This is a genomic window from Salinibacterium xinjiangense, from assembly GCF_014645015.1.
In the GTDB taxonomy this organism is placed as follows: Bacteria; Actinomycetota; Actinomycetes; order Actinomycetales; family Microbacteriaceae; genus Rhodoglobus; species Rhodoglobus xinjiangensis.
The window spans coordinates 646,819-664,254 of sequence record NZ_BMLC01000001.1 but is presented as its reverse complement, the minus strand read 5'-3'; the positions used below and the strand labels follow the sequence as shown (position 1 = coordinate 664,254).

Below are 17,436 nucleotides of genomic sequence, written 5' to 3'. Positions count from 1 at the left end.
TGGAGCGGGTTCGCCTCCCATAGTGTCCCGCGAAATCGACGAAATACTCCCACCCCCCACGGATTAACGGCAGATGATCGCGTGCTTAACAGTGATGACGTGCACTGCGCCACCCTGGACCGAAATCCTGCAGCGATAGTCTGAGGGCCCTATGCCCCAGGATGAACAACCGACCAGTGGCCTGATGCTGGCGTCGAACCTTGCTCCCCGGCCCCGCACGCTGCTCGACATCCTGCGCGAGACGGCGGCGGCGCATCCCGAGGCCTCGGCGCTCGACGATGGTGGGGGAGGCCTCAGCTATCGCGAGCTGATGGCACGGGTCATCCAGGTAGCAGCCCGTCTTAATGCCGCAGGCGTCGCCCGGGGCGATCGCGTGGGCATCAGGATGCCCTCTGGTGCTCGTGAGCTCTACGTCTCGATCCTTGCCGTGCTCGCGGCCGGCGCCGCATATGTGCCCGTCGACGCAGACGACCCGCAGGAGCGCGCCGAGCTGGTGTTCGGCGAGGCGGGAGTCTGCGGCATCATCACGGGCAAAGGAACATTCGCCTCGACAACCGAACTCGGCACGGCCGTGGCATTGTTCGACGGCAGCCCGCCGCATCCCAGCTTGGCGATGGCGCAGATCGTCGAGCCTCCCACCATCGACAACGATGCGTGGATCATCTTCACCTCGGGTTCCACGGGAACACCGAAGGGCGTCGCGGCCAGCCACCGCTCTGCCGCAGCATTCGTGGATGCTGAGCGCAGGCTTTTCCTTGCCAACGAGCCGCTCGGCCCCGGTGATCGCGTGCTCGCGGGGCTCTCTGTGGCGTTCGACGCATCCTGCGAAGAGATGTGGCTGGCGTGGGCCAGCGGAGCGTGTCTCGTCCCCGCACCCCGATCACTTGTGCGAAGCGGGATGGATCTCGGCCCGTGGCTGACGTCTCGCGGCATCACCGTAGTCTCCACCGTCCCCACGCTCGCGGCGCTCTGGCCTGCCGATTCGCTCGAGAACGTGCGCCTGCTGATCTTCGGCGGCGAGGCCTGCCCGCCCGAACTCGGTGAGAGGCTCGCCGTGGACGGCCGCGAGGTCTGGAACACTTATGGGCCCACCGAAGCCACCGTGGTCTCGTGTGCCGCCATCCTCGATGGCAGTACACCGGTGCGCATCGGCCTGCCACTCGACGGTTGGGATCTCGCGGTCGTCGACGAGCGCGGGATGCCGGTGGCCGAGGGTGAGGTGGGGGAGCTCGTGATCGGGGGCGTGGGTCTCGCCCGCTACCTCGACCCCGCGAAGGACGCTGAGAAGTACGCACGCCACGAGCAGCTCCAGTGGGAGCGGGCCTACCGTAGCGGTGACCTGGTGCGGTTCGAGCGGGCCGGTCTCGTGTTCCAGGGGCGTGCCGACGACCAGGTGAAGGTCGGCGGTCGGCGCATCGAACTGGGCGAGATCGAGGCGGCACTTCAGGATCTTCCCGGCGTGTCTGCCGCTGCTGCTGCCGTGCGGAAGACCGCTGCGGGAAACCAGGTGATCGTCGGATACCTGGCGGTTGCGGCATCGGTCGACTTCGACCGCACGGCGGCCATCGCGCGGCTCAGGGCGGAGCTGCCCGCCGCTCTCGTGCCGCTACTCGCCGTTGTCGACGAGTTGCCGACCCGCACCTCAGGCAAGATCGACAGGGCCGCGCTGCCGTGGCCGCTTCCGGATCTGGCGGCAGACAACGCCGGTCTCGACGAAAACCAGCGTGCCCTCTCCGAGTCGTGGCTGGCCGTGCTCGGCGTTCCCGCCACAGAGCTCTCGTCGAACTTCTTCGACCTTGGCGGCGGTTCGCTTGCTGCGGCCCAACTGGTTGCCAGGATCAGGCAGCACGCCACCGAGTTCACCGTCGCTGAGATTTATGCGCATCCGACGCTGGGAGCCATGGCCGACGCGATAGCAGCGCAAGCGCCGGAGGCACCGAGGGACGACTATCACCGGGTGACACCGACGCCGCGCCGCATGCAGGTTCTGCAGACCCTGCTGGGGGTGCCGCTATATGCCCTGAGCGGCATGCGCTGGCTCGTGTACCTGTTGAGTGCAAGTGAGATCCTGAACCTGACGACCGGCTTCGCAGCGCTTCCCCGCGTTGACCTGTTCATGCTCATCCCGGCACTGCTTCTCTTCGCCACACCGCTTGGTCGCATGGCGATCGCGGTGATCTGCGCGCGACTTCTGCTGGCCGGTGTGCGGGCAGGCGACTATCCGCGCGGCGGCAGCGTGCACCTCCGGCTTTGGCTGGCCGAGCAGGCAGCGCACCTCGTCGGTGCCGTGAGCCTTGCCGGCGCCCCGTGGATCACCTACTACGCGCGGGCTCTCGGCGCGAAGATCGACCACGACGTCGACCTGCACACGCTCCCCCCGGTCACGGGGATGCTCGAGATCGGATACGGGGCTTCTATCGAACCAGAAGTCGACCTCACCGGTTACTGGATCGACGGTGACATCCTCCGCATCGGCGGGATTCGCATTGGCGCCCACAGTTCGATCGGGGCCCGCAGCACGCTTCTTGCCGGAACCCGGGTGGGCAAGCACGCCGAGATCGCTCCCGGTTCCGCTGTCTTCGGGCGTGTACCCGCCGGGCAGCGCTGGGAGGGTTCGCCGGCCCAGCGGGTAGGTGGACGCACCGCGTGGTGGCCCGACCACCGTCCGGCCCGAGGTCGCCGCTGGGTGTTCGCTTTCGGGCTGTCGTCGACCCTGCTGTCCCTGATCCCCATCGTCTCGCTCGCCGCGGGGGGATTGGTCGTCGCTGCCGCGATCCGCGATGCACCGACCCTGGCTGACGCCGCCTGGCGCGCCGCCGCGGTCGTGGCGCCCGCCACAGTCCTCTCCGCGGTGGTGCTCGCGGCGTTCGTCGTCATCCTGACCAGGCTGCTCAGCATCGGCCTGAAGCCGGGCATCTTCGGCGTGCGTAGCCGAACGGGCTGGCAGGTCTGGAGTATCGAACGCCTGCTCGACCTGTCGCGCACCCTGCTGTTCCCGCTCTACGCGAGTCTTTTCACACCCGTCTGGCTCAGGATGCTCGGGGCGAAAGTGGGCCGCAATGTCGAAGCCTCGACGGTGTTGCTGCTCCCGTCGATGACCACCATCCGTGACGGCGCGTTCCTGGCCGACGACACCATGATCGCGTCCTACGAACTCGGTGGGGGCTGGGTACGCGTGGGTGAAGCGGAGATCGGCAAACGGGCGTTTATCGGCAACTCCGGCATGGCGGCCGGCGGGCATAAAGTGCCGAAGGACGGCCTCGTCGCCGTGCTCTCGGCGGCCCCTCGCAAGTCGAAGGCCGGCTCGTCGTGGCTCGGCTCGCCCCCCGTGCGCCTGCGCCGCACGATCGCCGCCGCCGACGACAGCCGCACGTTCAGCCCTCCCTCCGGGCTGCGCATCGCCCGCGCGCTGTGGGAGCTGTTGCGCGTGCTGCCGGTCATCGTGTCGTACGGCCTCGGCCTCAGCGTCTTGTTTGCCCTCGCCGCCCTGACCGTCACGTTCGGGGCCTTCGTCACGGCGCTGGTGAGCGGGATCGTCATGCTGGCCGCAGGGGCGGTTGCCGCAGCGGCCAGCACCGCAGCGAAGTGGATCTTCGTCGGGCGCATTCGGGTGGCGGAGCATCCACTCTGGTCGTCGTTCGTCTGGCGCACCGAAGTGGCAGACACGTTCGTCGAGATGGTTGCCGCGCCCTGGTTCGCGCAAGCGGCGACGGGCACCCCGGCCCTCGTCTGGTGGCTGCGGAGCCTTGGCGCGACAATCGGCCGCGGTGTGTGGTGCGAGACGTACTGGCTGCCCGAGGCCGACCTCGCGCACCTCGGTGACGGCGCGACAGTCAACCGGGGCTGTGTTGTGCAAACCCACCTGTTCCATGATCGAATCATGAGTATGGATGTTGTGACGCTGCACGATGGCGCGACCCTCGGCCCGCACAGCGTCATCCTCCCCGCTGCGACCATCGGCGATCATGGCACGGTCGGCCCGGCATCGCTCGTGATGCGAGGCGAACTGGTGCCGGTCGGCAGCCGCTGGAGCGGTAACCCCATCGGGCCGTGGCGAGAGGTGCGCTTTGCGGACTATCACGCGAAGGTCTCATGAAGTCGCTGCCGGGTATCGGAGCGGCAACGGCGGGCGACAGCTACCTCCCGGGCAACGGGAACGGCGGATACGGTGTCGATCGCTACGAGCTCGACATCCGCTACCGGGTCGCCACCAACAGGCTGGATGGCACGGCGATCATTCGCGCGACCAGCACCCAGGTGCTCGAGAAGTTCAGCCTCGACCTCTCCCGCCTTCGCGTCGACAAGGTGCGTATCGAGGGCCAGCGCGGATCGACCTTCCGGCAGGCGACCAACAAGCTGATCATCACCCCGGCCACCCCGATCGCAGCGAACACGCCGTTCATCGTGGTCATCGAATACTCCGGCTCGCCCGTGCCGCGACCCAGCACCTGGGGGCCGGTCGGCTGGGAGGAGTTGGATGACGGCGTGCTCGTCGCCTCACAGCCGTCTGGTTCGCCGAGCTGGTACCCCTGCAACGACGACGTCGCCGACAGGGCCAGCTACGGCATCCGGGTCGCGACGGAACAGGGCTACACCGTCGTCGGCGCCGGGGTGCAGAAGCGGCACACCGTCTCGTCGGGCCGCGGCTACTGGGTGTTCGAGCAGGCGGAGCCAACCGCCAGCTACCTTGTGACGCTGCAGATCGGTCGTTACGTGCGCACACCCATCGAACTCGGCTCCGTGCCGGGGGCGCTCGTCTATCCGCCCAACCTGCGTGAGGGAGTGCTCGCCGATTTCTCGAAACTGCCCGCGATGATGGAGCTCTTCGAGAACTCATTCGGCCCTTATCCGTTCCCGGCCTACACCGTGATCGTCACGCCCGACGAGCTCGAGATTCCGCTCGAAGCCCAGGCCATGGCGATCTTCGGCTCCAACCACGCCGGCGGGGTCGGGCTGGTGGAGCGACTCGTCGCCCACGAACTAGCCCACCAGTGGTTTGGCAACAGCGTGGGTCTCGAATCATGGAAGCACATCTGGCTCAATGAGGGTTTCGCCTGCTACGCCGAGTGGCTTTGGTCTGAGCACAAGGGCGGGCAGTCCGCGGATTCTTTGGCGCGCCAGTTTCGCCGCGGTCTCGTAGGCCAGTCGACAGACATCACGATCGGTGACCCCGGCCCGGTACTGATGTTCGACGACCGGGTCTACAAGCGTGGCGCGCTCACGCTTCACGCGCTTCGGCGCACCATCGGCGACGAGAACTTCTTCGATCTCCTGCGCGAGTGGACGACGGCGAACAGGTTCGGTGTCGTCGGCACCGATGATTTCAGGGCGCTCGCGGCCGACTTCTCGCCGAGGCCGCTCGACCGCCTCTTCGACGAATGGCTGTTCGGCACGGCCGTGCCGAAGCTGCCGTAGCAACTCATCGCCTGCATAGGTGACGGACTTACGCGGGGGTTTACGCTCGCCAGGCGACGGTCACCTGCAGGTCGTCAGCAAGCTCCGGATACCACAGCTGGTACTGCCCATCTCCAAGGGCCGCACTGCCCTCCGTGACCGCCACCTCGCGAGGGTCGACGCGCAACCCCCGCCCGTCGCACTTCAGTACCGCCTCCACACTGGTCCACCGTCGGATGCCTCCGGCCCCCGCCACTTCCGCGATCGCAGCCGCACGTTCGGCTGAGCCCTCGAGCGGCTCGACATCGACCCCGATGTGACCCTCCGCGGTGGCGACCGCGACCACGGCGGTGGCACAGTGCGACAGGCTCACGGTGAGTCCGGGAATCCGGGGCTGGCCGTGCGGCCCGCCACAGTCGGCGCAGGTTGCGCTGAGCGGCACGGCACGGGGGTCGAGACCCAGCAGTTCTCCGGCCAGCGTGCGCAGCAGCATCCTCCCCTGGATGACGCTGACGCTGCCTGCCCTGGTGAGTTCGGCACGGCTGAGTTCGGCAGGGCTGAGCATCGCCAGTGCAGTGCTGCGCTGGGGCGGATCGAGCCCGGGGCGCTGCCAGCTGAGGCGAATGAACTCAGGCAGCACGGGCATCGGTCGATGGTATCGGTGCCGGGATTGCTGGGGGATTGCTTAGGGATTAAACGAGCGTGTCGAGGGGACGGTAGATTCTTAGAATGACACCCCTGCAGGCACGAATCATCTACGACCTGAATGTGCAGCCGACGATCATCGCGGCCGACCAGGTGCGGATGCGCATCGACTTCCTCAAGGAATACCTGCGCGTCAGCGGCGCTAAAGGTTTCGTCCTCGGCATCAGCGGTGGGCAGGACTCCACCCTCGCCGGGCGACTCAGCCAGCTCGCGGCCGAAGAGTTGCGGGCCGAGGGCACCCCCGCCGAATTCACCGCGGTGCGCCTTCCCTACAACACGCAGGCCGACGAGGATGACGCGCAGCTTGCCCTCTCGTTCATCACGCCGGACAGGCACGTGCGCTTCAACATCCACCGTGCCGTCGACGGGTTCGAGGCCGAGTACCTCGACGCGACGGGTGCCGAGATGCTCGACTTCATCAAGGGCAATGTCAAGGCGCGCTCCCGGATGGTGTCGCAGTACGCGCTCGCCGGCCAGTCCGGCCTTCTCGTCGTGGGCACCGACCACGCTGCTGAAGCTGTCACCGGGTTCTTCACCAAGTTCGGTGACGGCGGTGCCGACATCCTGCCCCTGACCGGCCTCACCAAGCGCCAGGGTCGCGCGCTGCTGGAGCACCTCGAGGCGCCCGAGCGCCTCTATCTCAAGCTGCCGACAGCCGACCTGCTCGACGACACCCCAGGCCAGACCGATGAGGCGAACCTCGGCCTGAGCTACTCCGATATCGACGACTACCTCGAGGGCAAGGCAGTTCCGGAGGCCGTCGCCGTCGCCATCGAGACCCGCTACATCAACACCCGCCACAAGCGCACAGTGCCGGTGTCGCCGTTCGATGACTGGTGGCAGTCGGAGTGAGTTTTGTCGCGATAGCGCAGTTCGCACCGGGAAACGATGTCCCAGCGAACCTCGCGGTCATCCGGTCGTATTCCGAGAACGCAGCGGGTCGGGGGGCGACGCTGGTGGTGTTCCCGGAATACTCGTCTTTCTTCGAACCGCAGCTCGGTGCAGCATCGCTCGCCGCCGCTGAGGCTGTGGACGGTCCTTTCGTCAGTTCGCTGAAAGAGATTGCGTCGACGCTGGGCATCCACCTGGTGGCGGGCATGCTCGAAACCATGGATGCCACGCACGTCAGCAATACGCTGGTGGCCGTGTCTCCAGCCGGGGTCGTGGTGGCCACCTATCGCAAGCTGCACCTCTACGACGCGTTCGGGCAGCGCGAGTCTGACATCGTGCGCGCCGGGGATATTGCGCCGCCGCAGACCTTTCCGTGGGAGGGGTTCACCGTCGGTATGCAGACGTGTTACGACATCCGTTTTCCCGAGGTATCGCGCCAGCTGGTCGATGTCGGTGCCGACCTGCTGCTGGTGCCCGCCGAATGGGTGCGTGGACCGCTCAAGGAGCACCACTGGCGCACCCTCGTCACCGCGCGTGCCCTCGAAAACACCGTCTATATCGCCGCTGCCGATCACGCGCCGCCGATCGGCGCCGGGAACAGCATGGTCGTCGACCCGATGGGTGTCGAGCTTGTGACGATCGGCGACGAGGCAGGCATCGCGGTGGCGGAGGTAACGCCGGAGCGCGTGGCAGCGGTGCGCCGCGTCAATCCGGCCCTCGCACTGCGCAGGTTCGGGACCCACGCCCTCTAGAACGGTCTGCTGCCCCGAATCACCGGTCGTGCGCCGCTCTCGCGAAGATCGGCGACAGAGGCGCGCGGGCCGCTTCAGTTGAGCCGGAGCTCCGCGAGCTGGGCGGCGGCGCGCTCGAGCACGTCGATCTTCTTGCAGAACGCGAACCGCAGGAGGGTCTCGAAGCCTCCGCGCCGGTCAGGATGCACGAAGGCACTCACGGGCACGGCCGCGACCCCGGCCAGTGACGGCAGCGAGCGGCAGAACTCGGCTGCATCGGTCACGCCGAGCGCTGCGGCATCCGCGATCACGAAGTAACCGGCCTGGGGCGTGCTGACGGTGAATCCGGCGGAGGTGAGGCCAGCGCTCAGGATCTCGCATTTGTGCTGCAGGGTGGATGCCACGCCGCTGAAGAACTCGTCGGGAAGCCCCAGTCCCACGGCGATCGCCGGCTGGAACGGTGCCCCGTTCACGTAGGTGAGGTACTGCTTCACGGCGAGGATCGCCTGCAGGATCGGCTGGGGAGCGATGATCCAGCCGATTTTCCAGCCGGTCGTACTGAATGTCTTACCGCCGCTGGAAATGGTGACCGTGCGGTCGAAGCCTCCGGGGAGGCTGGAGATGGGGGTGTGCTCGACCTCGAAGGTGAGGTGCTCATACACCTCGTCGGTCACGATGATCGCGTCGTGGTCGTACGCCAGCTCGATGATCAGCTCGAGAGTTTCGCGCGGGAGTACCGATCCGGTCGGGTTGTGCGGCGAGTTGATCAGGATGAGGCGGGTTCGGTCGGTCACGGCCGCACGCAGGTCTTCGTGGTCGGGCAGGAAGTGCGGGGCCCTCAGCGGCACAGTCACGTGGGTGGCTTTACCGAATGCGATCATCGCGCCATACGCGTCATAGAAGGGTTCGAGAGTGAGCACCTCGTCGCCCTCCTCGGTCAGCGCGAGGATGGTCGCAGCGAGAGCCTCGGTGGCGCCAGCGGTGACGAGCACCTGGCTGTCGGGATCCACCCGGAGCCCGTAGAACCGCTGCTGGTGGGCGGCGATCGCCTCGCGCAGCACCGGCATGCCGAGCGCTGGCGGGTATTGGTTGGCGCCGTCCCTGATGGCCTGGCGGGCGGCATCCAGAACCTCGATGGGCCCCTCTTCGTCAGGAAAACCCTGGCCCAGGTTGATCGCGCCGGTGCTCGCCGCAAGGGCTGACATCTCGCCGAAGATCGTCTGGCGCAGCTCGCCATCCGCTCCGAGGAGCATCGCACCCCTCGCGGCACGCTCCCAGGACCCATGAACACTCACACCCCGAGCTTACGTGGCACGCTGCCGGCGCCCCCTGCCCCCTGCCCCCTGCCTCCTGCCTGCTCCATGAGAAGCGGCCACCCGGGTCGTGCGTCCCTGCGAAATGAAGGATCAACGGGGCTCGACAGTGTGGCCATGGGGCTGAACGTCGCTTCGGGCCGCCGGAACCTTCATTTCGCACACCGAGGCTGATCGACAGACGCGGGGCGGCACCGCGCAAGCGACGGGGCAGCCCGCTCAGTGTGGAAACTTTCCCATCCCGCTGGCGGCACCTTGCTAGCGTGTGGTCATGCGCGCACTCACGACAATCGCTGCGGCGGCAATCGGTGCGCTGCTGCTTAGTGGATGCCTGCCGCAGCAGCCGATCGCAACGCCACCGCCCGAGGCTACCGCCGCACCCATCTTCGCCAGCGACGAAGAGGCGCTCGCTGCCGCCACGGAGGCGTATGCCGCGTACCTCGCGATGTCCGACTTGATCGCTGCTGACGGGGGTGCAAACCCGGAACGGCTCGAGCTATTTGTGACGGCTGATCAGCAGGCGAGCGCCAGCGACTCCTTCAGCGTGTATCAAACAAAGGGTCTTCGAGCGGAAGGAATCTCCACCTTTGACGCAATTAGCTTGGTGCAAGTCGACCAAGGCCCGAATTTTGCGAACATAGATCTTTATCTCTGCCTTGACGTGTCAAAGGTGCGCGTAATTGATGAAACCGGGTCAGTTGTGACACCGGATAATCGTCCAGATCGACTGCCACTCGAGATCGGTTTTGAGGCTGACGACTCCGTACCCACCGAATTGAAGCTGGCAAGGAGTGAGCCATGGTCCGGCGTAAATTTCTGCTAGCTGCGGTAGCAACATCTATATTCTTCACATTCACCGGGACTCCTGCGCAAGCATCGCCTGCTCTTTCCAGTTGCCAGCCTTCTGACGCAATAATTGGCCTTTGCGGGGAGATTTCCGCAGGCGTCGGCGACGAGGATGTCACCCTCGGCATTGACGTCACCCAGCCCGGCTCACCGCGGTCCCCGTCAGGTGGCAACGGTGGCAACGGTGGCAACGGTGGCAACGAGGGCAGCGACTCGGAGCCCATTGTTGATCAGGGGTGTCGGTTTCCCGTTCAGGGCAACCGGTGCCAGGGGTTTGGCCCCGGAAAGAATTTGCCGGCGGTGCCCGTTGTTCCTCCCGTTCAGTCCGTCACCCTGACTGACATTGCGAATTTCCGCCCGACAGCAGACGTCGCGGGGATGGAACCCGATGGATGGATGATCATCGGACTCGACACCAACTTCTTCGCCGATTCGAACCAGCAGGTGGTCGATGGCGCGCTGCTGGGGCAGCCGGCATCCGTCCGGTTCACGCCGGTGGGGTGGCGGTGGAACTACGGTGACGGTACCTCGGCGACCCTCAGCAGCCCTGGCGCCTCCTGGGCGGCCTCTGGGGTCGCAGAGTTCAGCGCGACATCCGGAAGCCACATCTATCGGTCACCGGGAACCTATGTGATCGAACTGTCGGTGCTGTATGCCTCCGAATACCGTTTCGGCGCCGGCGGATGGACCTCCATCAGCGGCGTGCTGGCGGTACCGACCAACCGGCTCACCGCGACCGCGGGCCGCGCCACGACCGTGCTCGTCGAGCGCGAGTGTACGGTGGACCCTCGTGGTCCGGGCTGCTGACACTCTCTTGTAAGCTGCGGCTCGCTCACAGCAGGCCCAAATACAACGCTCAGGTTAGCGGTGGATGCTTGCACCGTTGAAAGGAGCAGTTCCCATGACCGAAAACCCCCAGGTGCCTGCAGAAGATCACACCCCTGCTGACAACCGGACCCCTGCAGCAGCGCCCGATACGACGCAGCAGCCGAACCCGAGCGCTGGGGGAGGCGTCACAGCGGAATCCGCTCCCGAAACCGCGGTCCCCGAGCAGCCTCTCGCTCCGGCTCCGCCGCAGCCGCCAGCCGTTCCCGCATCGGCTCCCGTCGCCGCCCCAACTGCTGAAACCGACCCGCTTCTGCCGGTTGCCCGGCAGGCGGGCGCCACACCAGTGGCGCCCGCCTCGCAGGAGGGTCCGCCGCCGCCCCCGCACACCGGTGAGGCATTCCGCGCCCCGGCCGCCAGTTCGCCCAAGCGCAAGGCTGCAGTCGGACTGGTCGCGGCTCTCGCCGTGGGCGCCCTCATCGGAGGCGTGTCCGGTGCTGGAGCCACGATGTGGGCGATCTCGAACACCGCCTCGGCGCCCGGCGTCGGAAACGCCAGCCCCACCACCATCACGGTCAACGACACGAAGAGCGTCAACGAGATCACGGCCGTAGCGGCGAAGGCTTCACCGTCGGTCGTAACCATCAGCGTGGCATCCAGCAACTCTGGCGGAACCGGATCAGGAATCATCCTGAGCAAAGACGGCTATGTCCTGACCAACACCCACGTGGTCACCCTGGATGGCGCGGCAGGGAACGCGACCGTTAAGGTGACCACCAACGACGGTCGGCTGCTGAACGCCACCATCGTCGGCACAGACCCGATCTCCGACCTCGCCGTCATCAAGATCGATGGCGTCGACGACCTGCAGCCCGCAGAGTTCGCCGACTCATCCAACCTGAACGTCGGCGACACGGCGATCGCCATCGGAGCACCGCTTGGCCTTGCCGGAACCGTGACAAATGGCATCGTGAGCGCACTCAATCGCAGCATCACCATCGCATCGTCGGCCGCACCGAACATGACCGACCAGGCACCGGATCCCCAGCAGGACCCGTACGGCCTCTTCAACTTCGACGTGCCAGGGCAGACCCCGAACGCGTCGTCGTCATCGACGATCGCGCTCTCCGTCATCCAGACGGACGCCGCCATCAACCCCGGCAACTCGGGCGGCGCGCTTCTCGACTCCGACGGCAAAGTGATCGGCGTCAATGTCGCCATAGCCTCCGCCGGCGGCTCCAGCGCGAGCAGCCAGGCCGGAAGCATCGGCGTCGGCTTCGCGATCCCCGCCAACCTCGCCCAGCGCGTCGCAGACGAGATCATCGCCAATGGCTCGGCCACCCACGGGCTGCTGGGCGCATCCGTCGGCGATGTGACGGATGAGGCCACATCCAACACGCAGAGCCAGGTCATCGGAGCTGTCGTCAAGGAGATCTCGCTTGGTGGAGCTGCGGCCGCGGCCGGGCTGCAGCGGGGTGACGTCATCACCAAGCTCGACGGCATCCCCGTTACAGGTAAGACCGACCTGACCGCGCAGGTGCGTGCACTCGCCGCCGGCGCTTCGGCGAAAGTTACCTATGTTCGCGACGGCAAGGCGTCGCAGGCAGACGTCACACTGGGAGTGCTTAAGTAGCTTCCATTCAGGAAGAGCGGGATCGTCGGGTAGCGCGCGATCCCGCTCTTTTTGCGTGTCGCTGATAGTCTCGAAAGTCTTACTGAACTGACGTATTGGACCCCATGGCGAAGCCGCCCGACGCCCAACCCGGCGTCTCATATGTGATGCCTGTGCTCAATGAGGTGGAGCACATCGAAGCGGCCATCGACAGCCTCATCGCCCAGGACTATGAGGGTCAATTCGAGGTCGTCCTGGCGCTCGGTCCGAGCGTCGATGGCACGAATGATGTGATCGCTGCGATGGCAGAAGTCGACCCGAGGATCCGGCGCATCCCGAACGAACTGGGGTCGACGCCCGGCGGGCTGAACGCCGCGATCCGGGCATCCACCCATCCCGTCGTCGTCCGCGTCGACGCCCATTCCGTGCTGCCTCCGGACTACACACGGATTGCAGTGGCCACCCTCATCGCCACGGGTGCCGACAACGTCGGCGGCATCATGAAGGCCGTCGGTGAAACCTCATTCGAGAAGGCGGTGGCCCACGCGTACGGCTCGCCCGAGGGTCTCGGCGGAACCCAGCATCACGTGGGAGGCAAGGCCGGGCCGGCCGACACTGCATACCTGGGAGTTTTCAAACGGGACCGCCTGGTCGAAGTTGGTCTGTTCGACGAGGGCATCAAACGGGGCCAGGATTGGGAACTCAACCGCCGCCTGCGCGCCACCGGCGGCACGGTGTGGTTTACCCCGGAGCTGACGGTTGTCTACCGTCCGCGCTCAAGCCTCCGCAAGCTCATCCGCCAGTTCGTGGCGACCGGCATGTGGAGGGGAGAGCTCGCCCGCAGATTCGGGACGGCGAACGGGCTTCGGTACTTCGTGCCTCCCCTCGCCGTGCTCGGCATCGTTGCAACCCTCATCCTCGGAATCGTCGGTCTTGCAACCGGGGTGACCGTGCTGGCGCTCGCGTTCGTTGTTCCGGCGCTCTACCTGCTCGTCGTTCTCGCGGCCTCCGTGCGGGCAGCACGCAACGGTGTCGGCACAGGGCTCTGGTATCTCATAGTCTTGCCGTGCATCCACTTTGGATGGGGTATCGGATTCCTGCTGGGCTTCCTGAAACTCACCGGGATCACCGAGCGCACCGGAAGGTGACCATGGACGGCCGCCCCACGTCGATCGAGCAGCTTCGCGAGGTGACCCAACCTCCGGAAGTGCGCTTGCGTGCGAATGCTGAACACTGGACGGCCTCGCTGTACCTGCGCGACGTCTCTCCGTACCTGACCTGGATGCTGCTGAAGACCAGCATCAGCGCCAACGGGGTGACCGGTCTGATGATCCTCGTCGGGTGGTCTACAGCGGCCGCCCTGCTGGTGCCCGGGATCGGGGGAGCCGCGCTCGCTCTCGTGCTCGGCCAGCTCCAGATGCTCGTTGATTGTTCAGACGGCGAGGTCGCCCGGTGGCGCAACACGAGGTCACCCGCCGGGGTGTTCCTCGACAAGGTCGGCCATTATTCGACCGAGGCGCTCATCCCGATCGCTCTGGGAATCCGCGCGGCAGGCTGGCCGCTCGAGTTACCCGCCGACTTCGCCTGGACAACCGCGGGGTTTGCGCTCGCGCTCGTGATCGTGCTCAACAAAGCGCTCAACGACATGGTTCATGTGGCAAGAGCCAACGCCGGTCTCGACAGGTTGAGCGACCGAAAAGGTGAAGCCGAGCCGAGCCAGCGACTCATCGCGAGACTGCGAAGGCTGGCGCGATTCCTGCCGTTCCATCGGCTGTACCACTCGGTGGAGCTCACCATGCTGGCGTTCGCGACGGCTGTGATCGGGCTATTCCTGCCGGGGCTGGTCGCAGAGCGGTGGCTGCTGCTGATCCTCCTCCCGCTCGCGGTGCTGGCGCTGGGCGGGCATTTCGTCGCCATCATGGCGTCGAAGCGGGTGCGATTCTGAGTTCGGCAGAGGTCTCCAAAATCAACCGGCCCACCATCGGCGTCGTCTCCCTGTCGATGGGCAGGCGCCCGGATGACCTTGCGAGGGGTCTCGCCAGTCTCGCGGCCCAGACCGGAGTCACGCTCGACGTGGTCGTGGTCGGCAACTCGTGGCAGCCCGCGGGGTTGCCAGCCGGGGTTGCCGGGGTATTCCTGACTGAGAACGTGGGCATCCCGGCCGGACGCAACCGTGGCGCCGACCACGTCAGCGGCGATTACATCTTCTTCCTGGACGACGATGCGAGCATCCCGTCTCCAACGTTCCTGGCCGATGCTGTCGCGAAGCTCAGGGCGGATCCGAGCATCGGGCTGCTACAGCCGCGGGTGGAAGATCCGACGGGGGTCGAGAACCCCCGCCGCTGGATCCCACGCATCAGGAAGGGACTGGCGACCGAGTCCGGGGATGTCTTCTCGGTGTGGGAGGGAGCCACCCTCCTGCCGCGAGCGGTGTTCGATGCGACCGGGGGTTGGGCCGATCCATTCTTCTATGCGCACGAAGGCATCGAACTGGCATGGCGCGTCTGGGACCAGGGGTTGCGCGTGTTCTACGCTGGCGACCTCGTCGCGCATCATCCCGCCATCGAGCCGACCCGTCATGAGTACTACTTCAGGCTCAACGCTCGCAACCGCGTGTGGCTCGCCAGGCGCAACCTGCCCTGGCCGATCGTGCCGATCTACGTCGCGAGTTGGACGGGTATCCAGCTCATCAGATCGGTGAAGCGGCCGCAGGGTTTACGGGCCTGGTTCGGTGGATGGATGGCGGGCTGGCGCGAGAACCCGGGCGGGCGTCGCCGCATCAAGTGGGTAACGGTGTGGCGCATGGTGCGTGCCGGCCGCCCACCCCTGATTTAATAGTGTTGACACCTAGGGAGGTCTCAATGGCACTTGCTCGTGACCTTCGCCTCGCTCGACGCGTGGTGGGTGACCTCGTGACCTCTCGGCGTGACCGGGCGCGATTGGCGCGATTGGCGCGACTGCACCCGCAACCCGCTGCTGGTTCGGTGGAGATCGCGGTGTATTTCGCCGATTCCGACGTCAACATGTACCAGATCAGGCAGTGGTACGCGCCTCTCGCGCAACTCGCCGACACGTGGCCCGTCGCCATCATCGCGCGGTCACCGGGCACGGTGCTGAAGCTCTGGGATGAATCGCCCGTGCCCGCGCACTATCTGCGGAACGTCGCCGACCTCGATTCGTTCATACACACGCAGAAGATCCGCATCGTGTTCTACGTGAACCAGAACTCGCGCAACTTCCAGATGTTCCGCTACGGCCGCATGTGGCATGTGTTCATCAATCACGGTGAGAGCGACAAGATGTATATGTCGACGAACCAGTTCAAGGCCTACGACTACAGCTTCGTCGCGGGTGAGGCTGCCCTCGAGCGACTCAGTCACAAGTTGTGGGACTTCGACCTGGAGAAGCGCGCGATCATGATCGGGCGACCACAGGCCGATCATTTGACCGGTATTCGGCCCTTCACGCCGGATGATCGCACCGTCGTGCTGTACGCCCCTACCTGGGAGGGGGATCGCGCGGCCGCGGCTTACGGTTCCGTCGCCAGCCACGGCGTCAACATAGTCACTGCCCTGCTGGCGACCGGTGATCACCGTGTCATCTACCGCCCACACCCTCGCAGCGGCGTTGTCGATGCCGAGTACAAGGCGGCGAATCTCGCGATCATCGCTGCGATCGCGAAGGCTAACGCCAGTGATTCCAGCGCACAGCATGTCTACGACGATAGTGCGCAACTCGGCTGGCAGCTCGGTGCAGCAGACGTCGCCATCACCGACATCTCCGCCATGGTCTACGACAGGCTTGCCACCGGTAAGCCGTTACTCGTGACGAGACCTCTCTCAAGCGAGGCAGATGTCGACGAGAGTGGATACCTGGGTGCGGCGGAGTGGCTGTCCAGCGCCGACGCCTCCGATATCGTGGCCGTCGTCGAGCGCGTGCAGGTCGACGAGGAAGCCCATAGGCGGCTTCTCTACTGGGTCGAGCGCCATTTCGGGGATACGGCCGCCGGTGTCGCGACCGGACGGTTCCGGGCTGCGATCAGCGCCCTGATGACGGAGTGGGAGACGCACAACGCCATCCATGCCGACGATGACGACCCGTTCGATCCGTTCGACGACCCGGCCTCAGACCAGGCCGAGTCGAACTGAACTCACCGCTTGCGCCGCTGTTCGCGCTGCGGGCCTACTGCGGGGGATTGAGTGGATCGGTCCCGAGCGGATCCGGCGCAGTGAAGGGGCTGACGGCCTCCGGCCTCGCACGGCGCGGAAGACGGATGGTGGGCAGCGGCGCCCTGATCTCGCGCCGCGTACGCGCCTCACGTGGCTCTCTTGCGGGTTTCGCCGACTTCGGTTCCTTCGCGGCTTTCGGCAGCTTTACGACAGGTTCGAGCCAGCTCGGAAATGCTGCTGGCGGCGGCCCGAACGCCTCGCGGGAACTGCGCACGATCTGGCGCCCCAGCATGTGATTTCCCCCGCCGCCGATGACGGCCCCGATCCCGAACGGGATCATCCGTCCGATGACGTTGGTGCCCTGGGCGACAGCGAATTTCTTCATGAACGTGACCTTGATGCGATCGGCGATCGGCCCCATGACCGCCTTGGGCATGTTCTTGGTGATCATCTCGCCCCAGAAGGTCGACTTGCCCGCCCCGCTTCCCGATACCTGCCCGGCAAGCTGCTTCACAAGGTCACTGCCGGTGGTTCCGAGCACCATCGTCATGACGAGAGCTCGGGCACGGTCAGGTTCATCCACCACAATCCCGTGGATCTCGGTCACCGACTGGGCGAAGAGTGCGCTCGCCTCCAGGAAACCCGCCGTTTCCGCGCCGGATAGCGCGAGGGATGCGCCGGTGCCGATGGCTGGAATCGCCGCGCTTGCTCCGACCAGCGCCCCACCGGTAGTCACCGCGGTCAGATAGCGACGTTCGAGGATGCGGATGATCTCCTCAGGGCTACGGTCCGGTCGACCCCGGCGAATGCTCCTGATGTGTGCCAGCACGACCGGGCGCTGCACGGTGAGAACACGATCGATGCCCTTTACAACGAAGGGGCTCGAGACGCTCAGCTCGGTGGACTTGGACATAATCCCACCGTACCTCGGGGGCCGAAACGAAACTGGG

14 protein-coding genes are annotated in these 17,436 nt (G+C 66.0%); 11 read left to right on the top strand and 3 right to left on the bottom strand.

Annotation, left to right across the window (positions count from 1 at the left end):
• The first annotated feature begins 151 nt into the window (after nt 1-151).
• Nucleotides 152-4,096, top strand: a complete 3,945-nt coding sequence (locus tag IEW81_RS03165; RefSeq protein WP_097060539.1) for a Pls/PosA family non-ribosomal peptide synthetase — start codon at nt 152-154, stop codon at nt 4,094-4,096.
• Nucleotides 4,093-5,415, top strand: coding sequence for a M1 family metallopeptidase (locus IEW81_RS03160; protein WP_097060540.1), 1,323 nt, complete (start codon nt 4,093-4,095; stop codon nt 5,413-5,415). The genes IEW81_RS03165 and IEW81_RS03160 overlap by 4 nt, the downstream gene beginning before the upstream one ends.
• Before the next feature lie 40 nt (nt 5,416-5,455).
• Here the strand turns inward: IEW81_RS03160 and IEW81_RS03155 are convergent, their stop codons facing one another.
• Complete coding sequence (locus IEW81_RS03155; protein WP_097060541.1) at nt 5,456-6,040, bottom strand: 4'-phosphopantetheinyl transferase family protein; 585 nt, start codon at nt 6,038-6,040, stop codon at nt 5,456-5,458.
• An 83-nt stretch (nt 6,041-6,123) separates the two neighbouring features.
• Here IEW81_RS03155 and nadE point away from each other — a divergent pair, with 83 nt between their 5' ends.
• A complete protein-coding gene (gene nadE / locus IEW81_RS03150) occupies nt 6,124-6,951 on the top strand; it encodes an NAD(+) synthase (RefSeq protein ID WP_097060542.1) in 828 nt (275 codons plus the stop codon).
• Nucleotides 6,948-7,742: a carbon-nitrogen hydrolase family protein gene (locus tag IEW81_RS03145; protein ID WP_097060924.1), complete on the top strand. Its 795-nt coding sequence runs from the start codon at nt 6,948-6,950 to the stop codon at nt 7,740-7,742. Before nadE ends, IEW81_RS03145 begins: the two co-directional genes overlap by 4 nt.
• Before the next feature lie 74 nt (nt 7,743-7,816).
• Here IEW81_RS03145 and IEW81_RS03140 read toward each other — a convergent pair whose 3' ends face one another.
• The gene (locus IEW81_RS03140) at nt 7,817-9,016 is read right to left on the bottom strand and encodes an aminotransferase class I/II-fold pyridoxal phosphate-dependent enzyme (protein ID WP_097060543.1); all 1,200 of its coding nucleotides are present in this window, start codon (nt 9,014-9,016) and stop codon (nt 7,817-7,819) included.
• Between the two features lie 289 nt (nt 9,017-9,305).
• Between IEW81_RS03140 and IEW81_RS03135 the strand changes: the two genes are divergently transcribed.
• The 7 genes from IEW81_RS03135 to IEW81_RS03105 all read left to right on the top strand — a co-directional run bounded on the left by IEW81_RS03135 (nt 9,306) and on the right by IEW81_RS03105 (nt 16,465).
• Complete coding sequence (locus IEW81_RS03135; RefSeq protein WP_143544658.1) at nt 9,306-9,857, top strand: hypothetical protein; 552 nt, start codon at nt 9,306-9,308, stop codon at nt 9,855-9,857.
• A gap of 401 nt (nt 9,858-10,258) precedes the next feature.
• Nucleotides 10,259-10,687, top strand: a complete 429-nt coding sequence (locus tag IEW81_RS03130; RefSeq protein WP_188732658.1) for a PKD domain-containing protein — start codon at nt 10,259-10,261, stop codon at nt 10,685-10,687.
• Nucleotides 10,688-10,781: 94 nt separating this feature from the next.
• Nucleotides 10,782-12,338: a S1C family serine protease gene (locus IEW81_RS03125; protein ID WP_097060546.1), complete on the top strand. Its 1,557-nt coding sequence runs from the start codon at nt 10,782-10,784 to the stop codon at nt 12,336-12,338.
• A 104-nt stretch (nt 12,339-12,442) separates the two neighbouring features.
• On the top strand, nt 12,443-13,465 hold the full coding sequence (locus IEW81_RS03120; RefSeq protein ID WP_097060547.1) for a glycosyltransferase family 2 protein: 1,023 nt from the start codon (nt 12,443-12,445) through the stop codon (nt 13,463-13,465).
• 2 nt (nt 13,466-13,467) lie between these two features.
• Nucleotides 13,468-14,262, top strand: coding sequence for a CDP-alcohol phosphatidyltransferase family protein (locus tag IEW81_RS03115; RefSeq protein WP_097060548.1), 795 nt, complete (start codon nt 13,468-13,470; stop codon nt 14,260-14,262).
• Between the two features lie 56 nt (nt 14,263-14,318).
• Nucleotides 14,319-15,152 carry a glycosyltransferase family 2 protein gene (locus IEW81_RS03110; RefSeq protein WP_097060549.1) on the top strand — a complete coding sequence of 278 codons (834 nt, stop codon included), beginning with the start codon at nt 14,319-14,321 and terminating at the stop codon, nt 15,150-15,152.
• 26 nt (nt 15,153-15,178) lie between these two features.
• Nucleotides 15,179-16,465, top strand: coding sequence for a CDP-glycerol glycerophosphotransferase family protein (locus IEW81_RS03105; protein WP_097060550.1), 1,287 nt, complete (start codon nt 15,179-15,181; stop codon nt 16,463-16,465).
• 34 nt (nt 16,466-16,499) lie between these two features.
• Here the strand turns inward: IEW81_RS03105 and IEW81_RS03100 are convergent, their stop codons facing one another.
• Nucleotides 16,500-17,399: a hypothetical protein gene (locus IEW81_RS03100; protein ID WP_218840007.1), complete on the bottom strand. Its 900-nt coding sequence runs from the start codon at nt 17,397-17,399 to the stop codon at nt 16,500-16,502.
• Nucleotides 17,400-17,436 lie beyond the last annotated feature (37 nt).

What these genes read in the sequence shown, in the direction of transcription:
- IEW81_RS03165 (WP_097060539.1), top strand. Translation starts at nt 152, where the DNA reads ATGCCCCAGGATGAACAACCGACCAGTGGCCTGATGCTGGCGTCGAAC.
- IEW81_RS03160 (WP_097060540.1), top strand. Translation starts at nt 4,093, where the DNA reads ATGAAGTCGCTGCCGGGTATCGGAGCGGCAACGGCGGGCGACAGCTAC.
- IEW81_RS03155 (WP_097060541.1), bottom strand. Translation starts at nt 6,040, where the DNA reads ATGCCCGTGCTGCCTGAGTTCATTCGCCTCAGCTGGCAGCGCCCCGGG.
- nadE (WP_097060542.1), top strand. Translation starts at nt 6,124, where the DNA reads ATGACACCCCTGCAGGCACGAATCATCTACGACCTGAATGTGCAGCCG.
- IEW81_RS03135 (WP_143544658.1), top strand. Translation starts at nt 9,306, where the DNA reads ATGCGCGCACTCACGACAATCGCTGCGGCGGCAATCGGTGCGCTGCTG.
- IEW81_RS03130 (WP_188732658.1), top strand. Translation starts at nt 10,259, where the DNA reads ATGGAACCCGATGGATGGATGATCATCGGACTCGACACCAACTTCTTC.
- IEW81_RS03125 (WP_097060546.1), top strand. Translation starts at nt 10,782, where the DNA reads ATGACCGAAAACCCCCAGGTGCCTGCAGAAGATCACACCCCTGCTGAC.
- IEW81_RS03120 (WP_097060547.1), top strand. Translation starts at nt 12,443, where the DNA reads ATGGCGAAGCCGCCCGACGCCCAACCCGGCGTCTCATATGTGATGCCT.
- IEW81_RS03115 (WP_097060548.1), top strand. Translation starts at nt 13,468, where the DNA reads ATGGACGGCCGCCCCACGTCGATCGAGCAGCTTCGCGAGGTGACCCAA.
- IEW81_RS03110 (WP_097060549.1), top strand. Translation starts at nt 14,319, where the DNA reads ATGGGCAGGCGCCCGGATGACCTTGCGAGGGGTCTCGCCAGTCTCGCG.
- IEW81_RS03105 (WP_097060550.1), top strand. Translation starts at nt 15,179, where the DNA reads ATGGCACTTGCTCGTGACCTTCGCCTCGCTCGACGCGTGGTGGGTGAC.
- IEW81_RS03100 (WP_218840007.1), bottom strand. Translation starts at nt 17,399, where the DNA reads ATGTCCAAGTCCACCGAGCTGAGCGTCTCGAGCCCCTTCGTTGTAAAG.